Genomic DNA, 13709 nt, shown 5'->3' on the forward strand with positions numbered 1-13709 from the left:
CAAGCTGCGGAGCTTCCATGACCCTCGCCTACTGGTGCGTGCTGATCGCCATCTTTCTGCCCTACCTGGGTACTGCCACAGCCAAGTTCCTTGGCCCCGGCTACGGACCGCGCGCCAATCAGGATCCGCGCGCGTTCCTGAGTACCCTGGAGGGCTGGCGCAAGCGCGCCAACAACGCCCAGCTCAACGGCTTCGAGGTAACCCCGGCGTTCGCTGCCGCGGTGATCATCGCCCACCAGGCCGGCGGTGCCGAGCAGGGGTTGCTCGACCAACTGGCCGTGGCATTCATCGTCAGCCGCGTGCTGTATTTCATCTGCTATCTGGCTGGCTGGGGGCCTGTGCGCTCGCTGGTGTGGTTCGCCGGGATGGGGCTGATCGCGGCGCTGTTCGTGGTGTCCGCCTAGTCGATATCTGCAGCTGACTCTGACGATGAGCTAGAAAAGCGTGTGACTGATCAGTCATTGCGCCTTTCTGGTGCGTTTTATGAGGTCAATCAGCCTGTAGGGCGGCTGGCCGCTGGCCACGTTCTTGCTTGCTCTCGGTTATTTGGCGGGGGTTCCCGCCGTCTGCCAGGGAGCCGTTCATGTCCGCCACTGCCTTTTTCGACCGCTTGCTCTGTGCCATCGGCCTGCGCACGCTGAATCAGCAATTTCTGTTTTCCTATGCGCTGATGTTTCTGCTCGCGGTGGTCGCCTCGGTGGCGCTGTATCTGAGCATGTCGGTATCGCCGGAGACCATCAATGTCGCCGGCGCGCAGCGCATGCTCAGCCAGAAGATGACCAAGGAGGCGCTGTTGCTGCGTGAAGGCGTCCTGCCCGCTGCGACGCTGGAAGCCACCATGGCGCAGTTCGACGCTGCCCATCGCGACCTGCTGAGTGGCAACGCGGCGCGCAATATCAGTGCCATCGCCGAGCCCAGCGTCCAGGCGCAGATGAACAAGGTCGGTGGTCTCTGGCAGGGCTTTCGTACGCAGCTGCAGCGCGTTGTTGCGGGCGATGCGGCAGTCGACCTCAAGGCCCTGGAGAAGCAGTCGGTCGAGTTGCTGCGCGAGATGAACCAGGCCGTCGGCTTGATGGCCGCGCACGCTGAAGGCAGCCAGCGCCGCCAGATGTGGCTGGCGTTCGGTTGCGTGCTGGGCATTCTGGCGCTGGTGGTGCTGGGCCGTCAGTTCGGCCTGCGCCCGCTGATGCACAACCTCAATGCGGTGGAGGGGGCGCTGACCCGGGTTGGCTCTGGCGACTTCACGCGTAGCCTGGACGGTCGTCAGGGTGACAACGAGATCGGCCGCATCTTCGCGGGTTACAACCGCATGCAGGAGCAGGTGCGTGGCTTGCTGGCGGAGGTCAAGCGCAGTGGTGAGCGTACTGGCGAGCACGTCGGCAGCGTGGTCGGTGCTGCGCAGTCGGCGGGCGATGGTGTGCGTCGTCAGTACGAGGATCTCGATCAGGTCGCCACCGCGATGAATGAAATGAGCGCCACCGTCGCCGAGGTGGCGCGTCACGCTGCCCATGCAGCCGAGTCGGCACGCAGTGCCGATGATTGTGCGCAGAGCGGCAAGCAGGTGGTGCAGCGTAGTGCGGCGCAGATCGCCGAACTGGTGGAACAGCTGCAGCGCAGTGGCGAGCAGGTACAGCGTCTGGAGGCCGAAACCGGTGGTGTCGGCAAGGTGCTCGAAGTGATCACCGGTATCGCCGAACAGACCAATCTGCTGGCGCTCAACGCGGCCATCGAGGCCGCACGCGCCGGCGAGGCAGGGCGTGGCTTCGCCGTGGTCGCCGACGAGGTGCGTACTCTGGCCAGTCGCACCCAGCAATCGACTGGCGAAATCCAGGCGATCATCCAGCGTTTACAGGGCGGGGCGCGTGATGCGGTGCTGGCGATGCAGCGCAGCGCGGCCCTGGCCGACGGCAACCTCCAGCACATTCGTCAGGCCAGTGAGGCGCTGGAGACCATCGTCGGGGCGGTGGATGGCATCAATGCCCTGAACGCGCAGATCGCCACGGCCGCAGAACAGCAGAGCCAGGTGGCGCAGGAGATCGATCAGCGGGTAACGCACATCTCCAGTCTGGCCGAGCGCAGCCAGGGCGAGACCGAGAGCGTGGTGCAGGTCAGTGCACAGATACAGGGCGAGGTGCAGCAACTCAACAGCCAACTGGGGCGCTTCCGTACCTGAACCCTGGCTGACCAACGCATACAAACGACAGCTGTTGTGACAAGAGGTCGCTTGGCCCGACCGGGGTGAGCCGCGATACTGGCGGCCCCTTGTCGCCCGGAAGTCGTGTCGATGACCCTGAAGAAACTCCTGCTGCTCACCTGCGCCTGCCTGACCCTGGCCGCCTGTGGTGGGGTCGACCCCAATTCGCCGTTGGGCAAGCGTCAGGCAGCGTTCAAGGAGATGCTCAAGGTTAGCGAAGACCTCGGTGGGATGCTGCGCAATCGTATTCCCTACGACGAAGCCGCATTCATCAGCGGCGCCGCCAAGCTCGACCGCCTGTCGCACGAGCCCTGGCAGCATTTTCCCGAGGTGGCGGACGACGAGCGCAGCAAGGCCAATGCCGAGGTCTGGCAGCGCCAGGAGCAGTTCCAGGCGATGGCGCGTGATCTGGAGCAGGCCACCGCCGCACTGGTACAGGCCACGACCGCGCCGCCGCTACGTCGCTCCGAACTGGAGCCGGCGGTGCAGGCCGTCGAGGACAGTTGCGAGGCGTGCCACAAGGCGTTTCGCGCTTACTGATCAGCGCGAGCTTCGGCCTCGGCCTGCTCCAGTTCGGCGCGTGCCTCGGCCAGTTTGGCCTGACGCTTGGCGATCTTCTCCTGATCGCCCTTGCCCATGGCTTCACGCAGATCCATCTCGCGCTCCTGCACTTCCTCGCGGGCTTCCTTGACGCTGGCCAGGCGCTCCTTGTGCAGTGACGCGTCATCGCAATGGGCATCGACATTGCCCAGTGCTCTTTGCAGTCCATCCAGTTCTCGCGAGTTGCCGCTCTTGTGCGCTGCGTCGATCTTCTCCTGGAGCACCTGGCGTTTGACGGCGCAGCCGCTATCGCCCTCGGCGGCCAGAATCGGTGTGGCGTTCAGGTTGGCGGCCAGCAGCAGGCCGAGCAAAGCGGTTTGACGGATCATGGTCTCTCCTCGTGAAGGTCTACTTCGAAGTGACCCTGGTTGCTGCGCGAGGTTCGACCCGATTGAGCCATCTGCTGACCTGGGTCAACCGCGCGGTGAATTTTCCTGCGGCAGGAAACCGACGGTGCCGGCCTCCTGCAGTTGCACGCCCAGGCGCTGAACCTCCGGGTGGCTGAAGAACGCCAACAGGCGCTCGGCGCTGTTCTGGCTCACGCCGGGTTGCTGCATCCATTCGGCGTGGCCGCGAGCCACTAGCGTGGCCCAGTCATCCTTCGCGCCGAGCTGGAAACCAGCTGGTGCACCGAGAGCCTGCAGCCATTGCTGCAGTGAGCGCTGCTGGGCCTGGGCGAAGGCCTGCTGCAGCTGCGAGGCGCGCCTTGGGCCGATACCCGGCAGCTGTTGCAGGTGCTCGCTATCGAGTGCCAGCCAATCGAGCAGACCCTCCAGTTTCTGCCCCGCCAATAGCGTGCTCCAGGTGCCTGGTCCCACGCCGGGCAGGTTCAGCCCCTGTTTGCCGGCGAGCCAGTTCAGGCGTGCCTGGAACTGTTGCTGGCACTCGCCACTGAGCCGCCAGCAACTCATGGCGTGGTATCGATTGGGATCGGGAGCGTGCACTATTGCGCGCTCCGGGCTGCGCCAGATCACCTGGTCGAGGCGTGGAATGGTCAGGCCGGCCAGGCGTATCGCCACCTGATCGCCGGGGCGTATGTCCAGCTTCTCCCAGGTTTGCAGCGAGCCGAGAGCGACCCGACTGATGCGCCGCTCGTCGAGGTCGACCGGCTGCAAACGCAGGATCGGCGTGATGCGTCCAGTACGGCCGATGCTGAAATCCACCGCCTGCACCACGGCCAGCGCCTGGCTGGCCGGGTATTTCCAGGCAATCGCCCAGTGCGGTGCTTCTGCCTGCCAGCGCGCTCCGGATGGCCGCGTGCCCTGACGCAGGACCACACCATCGCTGGCAAACGGTTGCGGCTGATCGAACCAGCGTTGGCGCCAACTGCGGGCTTCCTTTGCGTCCCGCAGGTGCTGGGTATAGTGCAGGCTGTCGCCGAAGCCCAGTCTCTGCAGGGCTTGCAGGCGCTCTGGCATGTTCGCCGGGCCATCCGGCCAATCCCAGACGAACAAGCCGATGGCATCGACCTGTTGCTGGTCGAGCGTTTGTCGCGCCATCAGGCCTGCCACCTTGCCACGGGCGCCAACCCCACCGTCGCGGCCTTGCACGTGACCGTCCAGGCGCCAGTAGAGCTCGCCCTGCAACACGGCATCGAGTGGTTCCTGCAGCTGTGCGGGAATGGCTGGCAGCTGCCGTGCGCGGGCTGTCCAGTCCTGGCCCAGACGTCCATCGCCACGGCTGATGGCTTGTCGCAGCACGCCGTCTCGGTAGACCAGGGTGACCGCGACACCGTCGACCTTGGGCTGAATCCACAGGTCGTCGCGGGTGTTGATCCATTCGGCGACTGCTGCATCGTTCAGTTTGCGCAGCCCGGTCTGCGGCACCGGGTGCGCGATCGTTCCGCTGCTGCCAGCCAGAGGGTCTGCCAATGCCGTGCGGGCGGTCGGAAAGCACCGATGCCAGGATTGCAGGCGCTCGCGGGCCTGGTCATAGATTTCATCAGCCACCAGCGAGCGGCCCTGATTGTGATAGGCGTCGTCCCACTCGGCGATCTGCTGATTGAGCGCGGCGAGCTCGGACTTGGCGCGATCAGTGGGCCAGTCGGGGCAGGGGCTGGCCTGGGCGGTGAGTGGAAAGAGCAGCAGAGCGATCCAGCGCTTCATATTGAGCATCCTTGCTCCGATTGGACGAGTGGCCTGGGCCTGTGATTGCAATACCAAGTCGCGGTACTGGGTAGTCTAGACCAGTGTGGGCTGCTCACCAGGCTGGTGTAGATGCGGAAACATGATCAGGGCACGGTAAGGTGCGGGCCATGTCTACTAACCTGTTCGGCGGCGGCCCGGTCAGGGTTGGTAAGGAACTCGTTCATTCAGAGGGATTTTCATATGCAGGACATGCGTTTTACCAAGCGAATCACTCCGCTGCTGACCATTGCCATGCTGGTCGGTTGTGGTGAAAACGCTGACAAGCAAGTCGCCAAGACCGGCGCTGTCAGTGAGGAAGCGGTTGCCGCGCCTGCCGAGGTAACCCAGGTTGAGGCAGCAGCCAGTGGTGGCAGTGCGGCCTGTCTCGATGCGCCCACTCTACGTACGATCGGCAATACCTGGACGATCACCACCGACGGCCAGCGCGACGTCAATACGGTTGCAGAGCTGGCCGACTATCGTGGACAGAGTGCTTATCGCACTCATACCGAGAATAGCGTGGGAACGGTGGCGGACGCCTACGGCAACGTCGTGGATGGCCTCGTCCATTGGTATGGAAGTGTGATGACCCAGCCGGCAGTCAACGAAAGCTACAATCAGCCGAGCTTTTCCGTGCCTGTGGATTTACCTCAGGATCAGACCCACTCGGTCAGTTTCGACTCGATCACCGTGCAGCCGGGGGCGGAGCCTTTCGTCATGAAGCTGACCAACACGGTGACGTACCGAGGGCGTGAGCGCATCGAGACGGAGTTCGGTGCCTTCGATACCTGCAAGATCGAATTCTCGACCGAGGGCGCCATGGTGCCGAAAACCACCTGGCAACAATGGATCATCGCTTCGGGCAAGTTCGCTGGTCTGCCCTTGCGCATGAGCAACGCCCAGGGCACCACGCAGGCCAGCAGTATCGAGGTGAGCTGGTAAGCCATAGCGATCTGCGGGCATGAAAAAACCGATGCCGTTGCCGGCATCGGTTTTTTGTTTTCGCGTAGGGCGACGGGCTTACAGGCCGGCAGCGGCGCGCAGGTCGTCGGCCTTGTCGGTGCGTTCCCAGGTGAAGGTGGTGAAACTGTCGTCGCCGACGGTCTTGGACTGCGGCGTGCGGCCGAAGTGGCCGTAGGCAGCGGTGTCCTGGTACATCGGGTGCAGCAGGTCGAGCATCTTGGTGATGGCGTAGGGGCGCAGGTCGAACACGTCACGCACCAGTTTGATGATCTTGTCTTCGGCGATCTTGTGGGTGCCGAAGGTGTTGATCGAGATAGAGGTCGGCTGGGCCACGCCGATGGCGTAGGACACCTGGATCTCGCAGCGATCGGCCAGGCCGGCGGCGACGATGTTCTTGGCCACGTAGCGGCCGGCGTAGGCGGCGCTGCGGTCGACCTTGGACGGGTCCTTGCCGGAGAAGGCGCCGCCGCCGTGACGGGCCATGCCGCCGTAGCTGTCGACGATGATCTTGCGTCCGGTCAGGCCGCAGTCGCCCACTGGGCCACCGATGATGAACTGGCCGGTCGGGTTGATGTGGAACTGGGTATCCTTGTGCAGCAGTTCGGCCGGCAGCACGTGCTTGACGATCAGCTCCATCACGCCTTCGCGCAGGTCGTCGTATTTCACTTCCGGGTTGTGCTGGGTGGACAGCACGACCGCGTCGATGGCCGCGACCTTGCCGTTCTCGTAGCGGCAGGTGACCTGGGATTTGGCATCCGGGCGCAGCCACGGCAGCAGGCCGGACTTGCGCGCTTCGGCCTGACGCTCGACCAAGCGGTGCGAGAAGCAGATCGGCGCCGGCATCAGCACGTCGGTTTCGTTGCTGGCGTAGCCGAACATCAGGCCCTGGTCGCCAGCGCCCTGATCTTCCGGCTTGGCGCGGTCGACGCCCTGGTTGATGTCCGGGGACTGCTTGCCAATGATGTTGAGCACGCCGCAGGTGGCGCCGTCGAAACCGACGTCGGAACTGGTGTAGCCGATATCGCAGATCACGTCGCGGACGATCTGCTCCAGGTCGACCCAGGCGCTGGTGGTGACTTCGCCGGCAACGATGGCCACACCGGTCTTGACCAGGGTTTCCACAGCCACGCGGGCGTGCTTGTCCTGGGCAATGATGGCGTCGAGCACCGCATCGGAGATCTGGTCGGCGATCTTGTCCGGATGCCCTTCGGACACGGACTCGGAGGTAAACAGGGAATATTCGCTCATCTATCGGTTCCTTTCTTGCCGGAGGCTGAAGGCGCTGTGCGCATCGGGTTTGGCAAAGTGCCGTAATTGAATCTGAAAGCCGTTTTTCAGGCCTATGTAGAGGCTTTCGCCGGGCGTCAGGCCGGCGGCCGTCGCCCAGCGCGCTAGGTCTTCTTGCTCAAAACCGAGCCACAGGTCGCCGCAGGCTTCGCGCGCCCAGCTCTGGTCGTGGCTGCACAGCTCGCTGAGCAGCAGGCTGCCGCCGGGGGCGACCAAGGCGGCCAGCTTGCGAAAGGCTTCGGCCGGCGTGGCGAAGTGGTGCAGCACCATGTTCAGCACCACGCAATCGGCCGTGACTGGCGCGTCCTCTAGCGCATCGGCCAGTTTCAGCTCGACGTTATCCAGGCCCTCGGCGGCGCAGCGTTGGCTGGCCAGTTCGAGCATAGCCGGGCTGTTGTCCAGTGCCGTGACCCGGGCGAAGCGCCGCGCCAGTTCGGGCAGGAAGGCGCCATCACCAGGACCGATCTCCAATGCCGTGGCGCCCGGCGCGAAATGCAGGGCATCGAGCAGGGCCAGCAGGCTGTCGCGGTACTGCGGTAAACCGGCGATCAGATCCTGCTGGGCCTGGAAGCTGGTGGCCATGCGCGCGAAGAAATCGCGGCTGACGGTGGCGCGTTGCAGATGAACGGCGGCAATGCGCGTTTGCACATCGCCAGGCAATGGCAGTTCGTCGATATCGTCCAGCAGGGCGGCGTGCAGGCGGCCATTGGGCAACGCGCGGCGGTAGAAGATCGCGTTGCCCTCGCGGCGCGTGGCCACCAGGCCGGCCTGGGCCAGCACCTTGAGGTGGTGGCTCATGCCCGACTGGCCAATAGCGAAGATCTGCGCCAGTTCCAGCACGCCGAACGAATCGTTGCTCAGCGCGCGAAGCACATTCAGGCGCAGCGGATCGCCGCCGGCCTTGCACAGGGCGGCGAGCTCGTCGCAGGGGTCGAAATCCAACTGGGGTGCGCGCAGGGTCATGGGGGCGCAGTCTAGTCGGTCATTTTTCATACAGCAATACCAATATCAAAAAGTTTTGATATTGGTATTGGGGCTAGCCTGGCGCCTGGCTCAGTTGCAGAAAAGCGGCGGGAGCCGGGCTCAGGCTGGTACCAAGCCGCCACAGCACATGCAGTTCACGCTCGATCTGCAGGTCCTGCACCGCCAAGCGCTGCAGTTCGCCGCTGGCCAGTTCACGTTCGACCACCCGCTGCGACAGCCAGGCGATGCCTTGGCCGTCGGCGAGCAGGCGCTTGAGCGCTTCGGTGCTACCGATGGCCATGCCGGCCTGTGGCTCCAGTCCGTGGTCGCGATAGGCCTGCTCGATACTGGCGCGAGCGCCAGAGCCAGGTTCGCGCATGTACAGCGGGTACGCCTGCAGGTCGCGGGCCTCAAGGCGCTCGGCCCTGGCCAGCGGGTGCAGCGGCGATGCCACCGGAAGCAGGGCATCGCGCGCCAGCAGGCGATGCGCGTAGTCGGCCTGGGCGAACGGGCCTTCGACGAAGCCCAGGCTGATGCGGCCTTCGTCCAGTTGCCGGGTCACGACGTCGGTGTTGCTGACTTCCAGGCTGACGAATATCTGCGGATGCAGGGCGCGAAAACGGGTGAGCAGGGGCGGCAGCAGGTAGGCGCCGAGCGTGGCGCTGGCGCCCAGATGCAGCTCGCCCTGCTCCAGTTGGGCGAAGTCACGCAGGTCGCGTTCGGCGGCGCGCTCCAGGGCGAAGATGCGCCGCGCATAGTCGTGCAGACGCAGGCCTCCTTCGGTCAGTTGCACGCCGCGTGGCTGGCGATCGAACAGGCGCAGGTCGAGGCTGGCTTCGAGGTCGCGAATTTCCCGCGTTACGGCGGGTTGGCTGATGTGCAGGCGCTCGGCTCCGGCGCTGATGCTGCCGGCTTCTGCCACGGCCAGAAAGACCTTGAGATGGTGCAGATTCATGGCTAATACATAAATGAAAGGTATGTATCGAATGCTGAATATGTATTTTTCATATGGCAAGCCAATTCTTACCCTTGCGCCATCACTCATGTCACGGGACCACCCGACTCATGCCGCGCCCCTTCAGCCGTTTACCCGAGCCCCTGGCTTTCATTCGCCATTTCACTCCCAGCTGGTTCGCCGTGACCATGGGCACCGGTGTGCTGGCGTTGGTGATCGCTCATCTACCCTGGCCTTTGCCGGGATTGCCGATGCTTGCCGAGGGGCTGTGGTTTGTCGCAGTCGGTCTGTTCGCGCTGTTCAGCCTGCTGTTTCTGCTGCGCCTGGCGCTGTTTCGCGAAACCATCTGGCCGATGTTGCTGCATCCGGTGCAGTCGATGTTCCTTGGTGCCATTCCCATGGGCCTGGCGGTTCTGATCAAGGGCTTGCTGTTATTCGGTGTGCCGCGCTGGGGCGAAGGGATTTACGCGCTGGCCCATGCGCTGTGGTGGCTGGATGCGGCGCTGGCGCTACTCGGCGCCTTGTTTGTGCCTTATCTGATGTTCACCCGCCAGCATCATGCGCTGGAGAAACTCACCGCGGTCTGGCTGCTACCTATCGTCGCACCGGAGGTCGCCGCCAGCACGGCAGGGGCGCTGGCGCCGCATCTGGCGGCCGAGGCGGCGCAACAGTTGCTGGTCGCCGGTTTCGTGCTCTGGGGATTGTCGCTGTCGCTGGCGTTCTCGCTGATCACTCTGGTGTTGCTGCGCCTGGCCCTGCACAAATTGCCGGATACCGATTTTGCTGCCACCAGCTGGCTGCCGCTGGGGCCGCTGGCTACCGGCTGTCTGGGCTTGCTCAGCATGGGCCAGGCGGCACCGCTGGCTTTTGCCGGTACGCCGCTGGTCAGCGCCGCCGAGCTGGCGCGGGATCTCGGTCTGATCGGCGGCCTGGCCTTATGGGGCGCTGGGCTGTGGTGGCTGGTGATCGCCACGCTGTTCACCCGTCACTACATCCGCGACAACATGCCGTTCAACCTCGGCTGGTGGGGTTTTACCTTTCCGCTGGGGGTATTCGCCCTGGCCACCTTTGAACTGCAGGCCGTGACCGGTTTGAGCCTGTTCGCCTTCATCGGTCTGCTGCTGGCGGTGCAACTGGCGGCGGTCTGGACGCTGGTGTTCAGTCGCACGCTCGCCGGCGTCTGGCATGGCGAGTTGTTTCAGGCACCTTGTCTGGGCGGACCGGGCAGCCCGGCGGTGAGCGTTCTGAGCGAGCAGGCGGGCTGATTTGGTCTCTACGACCATCTGTCATTGCCCCATGGGGGCCGGCTGGGCGAAAATAGGCGTCTTTTTTCGCCCCCTTCATTCAGAAGCAGCCCCCGTAGGAGATTCAGCGATGCCCAGCCGTCGTGAGCGAGCCAATGCCATTCGTGCCCTGAGCATGGATGCCGTGCAGAAAGCCAACAGCGGCCACCCCGGTGCCCCCATGGGTATGGCGGACATCGCCGAAGTGCTGTGGCGCGACTACCTCAAGCACAACCCGAGCAACCCGAACTTCGCCGATCGTGACCGCTTCGTGCTGTCCAACGGTCATGGCTCGATGCTGATCTATTCGCTGCTGCACCTGACTGGTTACGACCTCGGCATCGAAGACCTCAAGCAGTTCCGCCAGCTGCACAGCCGTACCCCGGGCCACCCGGAATACGGTTACACCCCGGGTGTCGAGACCACCACCGGCCCGCTCGGCCAGGGCATCGCCAACGCCGTCGGCTTCGCCATCGCCGAGAAGGTGCTGGGCGCGCAGTTCAACCGTGAAGGCCACAACATCGTCGACCACAACACCTACGTGTTTCTCGGCGACGGCTGCATGATGGAAGGCATTTCCCATGAAGTCTGCTCGCTGGCCGGCACCCTGGGCCTGGGCAAACTGATCGCCTTCTACGACGACAACGGCATCTCCATCGACGGTGAAGTCGAGGGCTGGTTCACCGACGACACGCCGAAGCGCTTCGAAGCCTACGGCTGGCAGGTGATTCGCAATGTCGACGGCCACGACGCCGAAGAGATCAAGATGGCCATCGAGACCGCGCGCAAGAGCGTGGACCAACCGACCCTGATCTGCTGCAAGACCACCATCGGCTTCGGTTCGCCGAACAAGCAGGGCAAGGAAGAGTGCCACGGTGCGCCGCTGGGCAACGACGAAATCGCCCTGACCCGCGCCGCGCTGGGCTGGAATCATGGCCCGTTCGAAATCCCGGCCGAGATCTACGCCGAGTGGGACGCCAAGGCCGCCGGCGCTGCCGCCGAAGCCGCCTGGAACGACAAGTTCTCCGCCTACGCCGCTGCCCATCCCGAGCTGGCTGCCGAGTTCAAGCGCCGTATTGCCGGTGAGCTGCCGGCCGATTTCGCCGAGAAGGCTGCTGCCTATATCAAGGACGTGGCCGAGAAGGGCGAGACCATCGCCAGCCGCAAGGCCAGCCAGAACGCGCTGAATGCCTTCGGTCCGCTGCTGCCGGAATTCCTTGGCGGTTCGGCCGACCTGGCCGGCTCCAACCTGACCCTGTGGAAGGGCTGCAAGGGCGTCTCTGCTGAAGACGCGTCCGGCAACTACATGTTCTACGGCGTGCGCGAGTTCGGCATGAGCGCGATCATGAACGGTATCGCCCTGCACGGCGGTTTCGTGCCGTACGGCGCGACCTTCCTGATCTTCATGGAGTACGCGCGCAACGCCGTACGCATGTCCGCGCTGATGAAGAAACGTGTGCTGTACGTGTTCACCCACGACTCCATCGGTCTCGGCGAAGACGGCCCGACCCACCAGCCGATCGAGCAACTGGCCAGCCTGCGTGGCACGCCGAACCTCGACACCTGGCGCCCGGCCGATGCCGTGGAGTCCGCCGTGGCCTGGAAGTACGCCATCGAGCGCGCCGACGGCCCGAGCGCCCTGGTGTTCAGCCGCCAGAACCTGCCGCACCAGAGCCGCGATCCCCAGCAGCTTAGTGATATTGAACGTGGCGGTTACGTGCTCAAGGACAGCGCTGGCGAGCCGGAGCTGATCCTGATCGCCACCGGTTCGGAAGTCGGTCTGGCCGTGGCCGCCTACGACAAACTGACCGCCGCCGGGCGCAAGGTGCGCGTGGTGTCGATGCCGTCCACCAGTGTGTTCGACGCTCAGGACGCCGGCTACAAGCAGGACGTGCTGCCGCTGCAGGTCGGTGCGCGTATCGCCATCGAGGCCTCGCACGCCGACTACTGGTACAAGTACGTGGGCCTGGAAGGTCGCATCATCGGCATGACCAGCTTCGGCGAGTCGGCCCCGGCTCCGGCCCTGTTCGAGCACTTCGGCTTCACCGTCGACAACATCGTCGCCACTGCCGAAGAACTGCTGGACGCCTGAGTTGAGAACGACGCTGTAGCGGTGGATCGGGGCGCTTAACTGGCGCCCTGTTCATCCACCATTACAGCGCCCGGTGGATCGATGAAGCGCGACCCACTCTATGTTCATCCGAGACCTCTTATGTCCAATCGCCCCTATCGTGTCGCCCTCAACGGCTATGGCCGCATCGGCCGTTGCGTGCTGCGCGCGCTGCACGAGCGTGGCAATTCAGCGAGCCTGGAAATCGTCGCGCTGAACGACCTGGCCGATCAGGCCAGCATCGAATACCTGACCCGCTTCGACTCCACTCACGGGCGCTTTCCCGGCGAGGTGAAGGTCGATGGCGACTGTCTGCACATCAACGGCGACTGCGTGAAGGTGCTGCGCCAGAGCGAGCCTGAGGCCATTGACTGGGCAGCGCTGGACATCGATCTGCTGCTCGAGTGCTCCGGGCAATACACCACGCGTGCCGATGCCGAGCGCTTTCTCGCTGCCGGCGCGCCGCGGGTGTTGCTGTCGCAGCCGATGGCCAGCGAGGCGGATATCGATGCCACCGTGGTCTACGGCGTCAACCAGGCCTGTCTGTCAGGTGCCGAGCGTCTGGTATCGAATGCATCCTGTACCACCAACTGCGGCGTGCCGCTGTTGAAACTTCTCGATGAGGTGGTGGGTCTGGAGTACGTCTCCATTACCACCATCCATTCGGCGATGAACGACCAACCAGTGATCGATGCCTACCACCACGAAGACTTGCGCCGTACGCGCTCGGCCTTCCAGTCGGTGATCCCGGTATCCACCGGGTTGGCGCGGGGTATCGAGCGTCTGCTGCCGGAACTGACCGGGCGTATCCAGGCCAAGGCCATCCGGGTGCCGACGGTCAACGTCTCGTGCCTGGACATCACCCTGCAGACGGCGCGCGATACGTCTGCAGAAGAGATCAACCGCGTGCTGCGTCAGGCGGCGGAAAGTGGCCCGCTCAAGGGGCTGCTGGCCTACACCGAGCTGCCGCACGCCAGCTGCGACTTCAACCACGACCCGCACTCGGCCATCGTCGACGGCAGCCAGACCCGCGTGTCCGGCCCGCGCCTGGTCAACCTGCTGGCCTGGTTCGACAACGAGTGGGGGTTCGCCAACCGTATGCTCGATGTTGCTGAACATTTTCTCCTACAAGCCAATCAAGCCAATCCACAAGTGAGCGAGCTAGAGCGAGACAAGGCAAAAACAGGCGAAGAAGCGCAGTTTACGAGGTGTAAATGAGCATTCTGAG

At 64.2% G+C, this 13709-nt stretch carries 12 protein-coding genes; 7 read left to right on the forward strand and 5 right to left on the reverse strand.

The window, feature by feature from the left end:
* Nucleotides 1-17: 17 nt before the first annotated feature.
* The 3 genes from BLT86_RS21465 to BLT86_RS21475 all read left to right on the forward strand — a co-directional run bounded on the left by BLT86_RS21465 (nt 18) and on the right by BLT86_RS21475 (nt 2734).
* On the forward strand, nt 18-404 hold the full coding sequence (locus BLT86_RS21465) for an MAPEG family protein (protein WP_003458833.1): 387 nt from the start codon (nt 18-20) through the stop codon (nt 402-404).
* A 179-nt stretch (nt 405-583) separates the two neighbouring features.
* Nucleotides 584-2173 (forward strand): methyl-accepting chemotaxis protein, encoded by a 1590-nt coding sequence (locus BLT86_RS21470; protein ID WP_092379476.1) that lies wholly within the window; start codon nt 584-586, stop codon nt 2171-2173.
* A gap of 111 nt (nt 2174-2284) precedes the next feature.
* A complete protein-coding gene (locus BLT86_RS21475) occupies nt 2285-2734 on the forward strand; it encodes a c-type cytochrome (protein WP_059390821.1) in 450 nt (149 codons plus the stop codon).
* On the opposite strand, the gene BLT86_RS21480 is transcribed toward BLT86_RS21475, so the two are convergent.
* Together BLT86_RS21480 and ligB are read right to left on the reverse strand one after the other, a co-directional pair.
* On the reverse strand, nt 2728-3123 hold the full coding sequence (locus BLT86_RS21480) for a DUF1090 domain-containing protein (protein WP_059390820.1): 396 nt from the start codon (nt 3121-3123) through the stop codon (nt 2728-2730). The two genes, BLT86_RS21475 and BLT86_RS21480, sit on opposite strands and share 7 nt — an antisense overlap.
* A gap of 84 nt (nt 3124-3207) precedes the next feature.
* Nucleotides 3208-4899, reverse strand: a complete 1692-nt coding sequence (ligB, locus tag BLT86_RS21485; protein ID WP_092379479.1) for an NAD-dependent DNA ligase LigB — start codon at nt 4897-4899, stop codon at nt 3208-3210.
* Between the two features lie 222 nt (nt 4900-5121).
* Between ligB and BLT86_RS21490 the strand changes: the two genes are divergently transcribed.
* The gene (locus BLT86_RS21490; RefSeq protein WP_092379482.1) at nt 5122-5862 is read left to right on the forward strand and encodes a hypothetical protein; all 741 of its coding nucleotides are present in this window, start codon (nt 5122-5124) and stop codon (nt 5860-5862) included.
* Between the two features lie 78 nt (nt 5863-5940).
* Here BLT86_RS21490 and metK read toward each other — a convergent pair whose 3' ends face one another.
* From metK to BLT86_RS21505, 3 genes are all read right to left on the reverse strand, one after another.
* A complete protein-coding gene (metK, locus tag BLT86_RS21495) occupies nt 5941-7131 on the reverse strand; it encodes a methionine adenosyltransferase (RefSeq protein ID WP_064493842.1) in 1191 nt (396 codons plus the stop codon).
* Nucleotides 7132-8133 carry an ArsR/SmtB family transcription factor gene (locus tag BLT86_RS21500; RefSeq protein ID WP_092379485.1) on the reverse strand — a complete coding sequence of 334 codons (1002 nt, stop codon included), beginning with the start codon at nt 8131-8133 and terminating at the stop codon, nt 7132-7134.
* 73 nt (nt 8134-8206) lie between these two features.
* The gene (locus BLT86_RS21505; RefSeq protein WP_092379488.1) at nt 8207-9088 is read right to left on the reverse strand and encodes a LysR family transcriptional regulator; all 882 of its coding nucleotides are present in this window, start codon (nt 9086-9088) and stop codon (nt 8207-8209) included.
* Between the two features lie 110 nt (nt 9089-9198).
* Between BLT86_RS21505 and BLT86_RS21510 the strand changes: the two genes are divergently transcribed.
* The 3 genes from BLT86_RS21510 to epd all read left to right on the forward strand — a co-directional run bounded on the left by BLT86_RS21510 (nt 9199) and on the right by epd (nt 13699).
* Nucleotides 9199-10353, forward strand: a complete 1155-nt coding sequence (locus BLT86_RS21510) for a TDT family transporter (RefSeq protein ID WP_059390815.1) — start codon at nt 9199-9201, stop codon at nt 10351-10353.
* Nucleotides 10354-10462: 109 nt separating this feature from the next.
* Entirely contained in the window at nt 10463-12463 is a 2001-nt protein-coding gene (tkt, locus tag BLT86_RS21515; RefSeq protein WP_092379491.1) for a transketolase, read from the forward strand.
* Between the two features lie 120 nt (nt 12464-12583).
* Nucleotides 12584-13699: an erythrose-4-phosphate dehydrogenase gene (epd, locus tag BLT86_RS21520; RefSeq protein WP_059390813.1), complete on the forward strand. Its 1116-nt coding sequence runs from the start codon at nt 12584-12586 to the stop codon at nt 13697-13699.
* The last annotated feature ends 10 nt before the right edge of the window (nt 13700-13709 follow it).

The sequence above is a fragment of the Pseudomonas sihuiensis genome, assembly GCF_900106015.1.
GTDB lineage: Bacteria > Pseudomonadota > Gammaproteobacteria > Pseudomonadales > Pseudomonadaceae > Aquipseudomonas > Aquipseudomonas sihuiensis.

Coding starts and splice junctions, on each gene's coding strand:
- BLT86_RS21465 (WP_003458833.1), top strand. CDS start 18: ATGACCCTCGCCTACTGGTGCGTGCTGATCGCCATCTTTCTGCCCTAC.
- BLT86_RS21470 (WP_092379476.1), top strand. CDS start 584: ATGTCCGCCACTGCCTTTTTCGACCGCTTGCTCTGTGCCATCGGCCTG.
- BLT86_RS21475 (WP_059390821.1), top strand. CDS start 2,285: ATGACCCTGAAGAAACTCCTGCTGCTCACCTGCGCCTGCCTGACCCTG.
- BLT86_RS21480 (WP_059390820.1), bottom strand. CDS start 3,123: ATGATCCGTCAAACCGCTTTGCTCGGCCTGCTGCTGGCCGCCAACCTG.
- ligB (WP_092379479.1), bottom strand. CDS start 4,899: ATGAAGCGCTGGATCGCTCTGCTGCTCTTTCCACTCACCGCCCAGGCC.
- BLT86_RS21490 (WP_092379482.1), top strand. CDS start 5,122: ATGCAGGACATGCGTTTTACCAAGCGAATCACTCCGCTGCTGACCATT.
- metK (WP_064493842.1), bottom strand. CDS start 7,131: ATGAGCGAATATTCCCTGTTTACCTCCGAGTCCGTGTCCGAAGGGCAT.
- BLT86_RS21500 (WP_092379485.1), bottom strand. CDS start 8,133: ATGACCCTGCGCGCACCCCAGTTGGATTTCGACCCCTGCGACGAGCTC.
- BLT86_RS21505 (WP_092379488.1), bottom strand. CDS start 9,088: ATGAATCTGCACCATCTCAAGGTCTTTCTGGCCGTGGCAGAAGCCGGC.
- BLT86_RS21510 (WP_059390815.1), top strand. CDS start 9,199: ATGCCGCGCCCCTTCAGCCGTTTACCCGAGCCCCTGGCTTTCATTCGC.
- tkt (WP_092379491.1), top strand. CDS start 10,463: ATGCCCAGCCGTCGTGAGCGAGCCAATGCCATTCGTGCCCTGAGCATG.
- epd (WP_059390813.1), top strand. CDS start 12,584: ATGTCCAATCGCCCCTATCGTGTCGCCCTCAACGGCTATGGCCGCATC.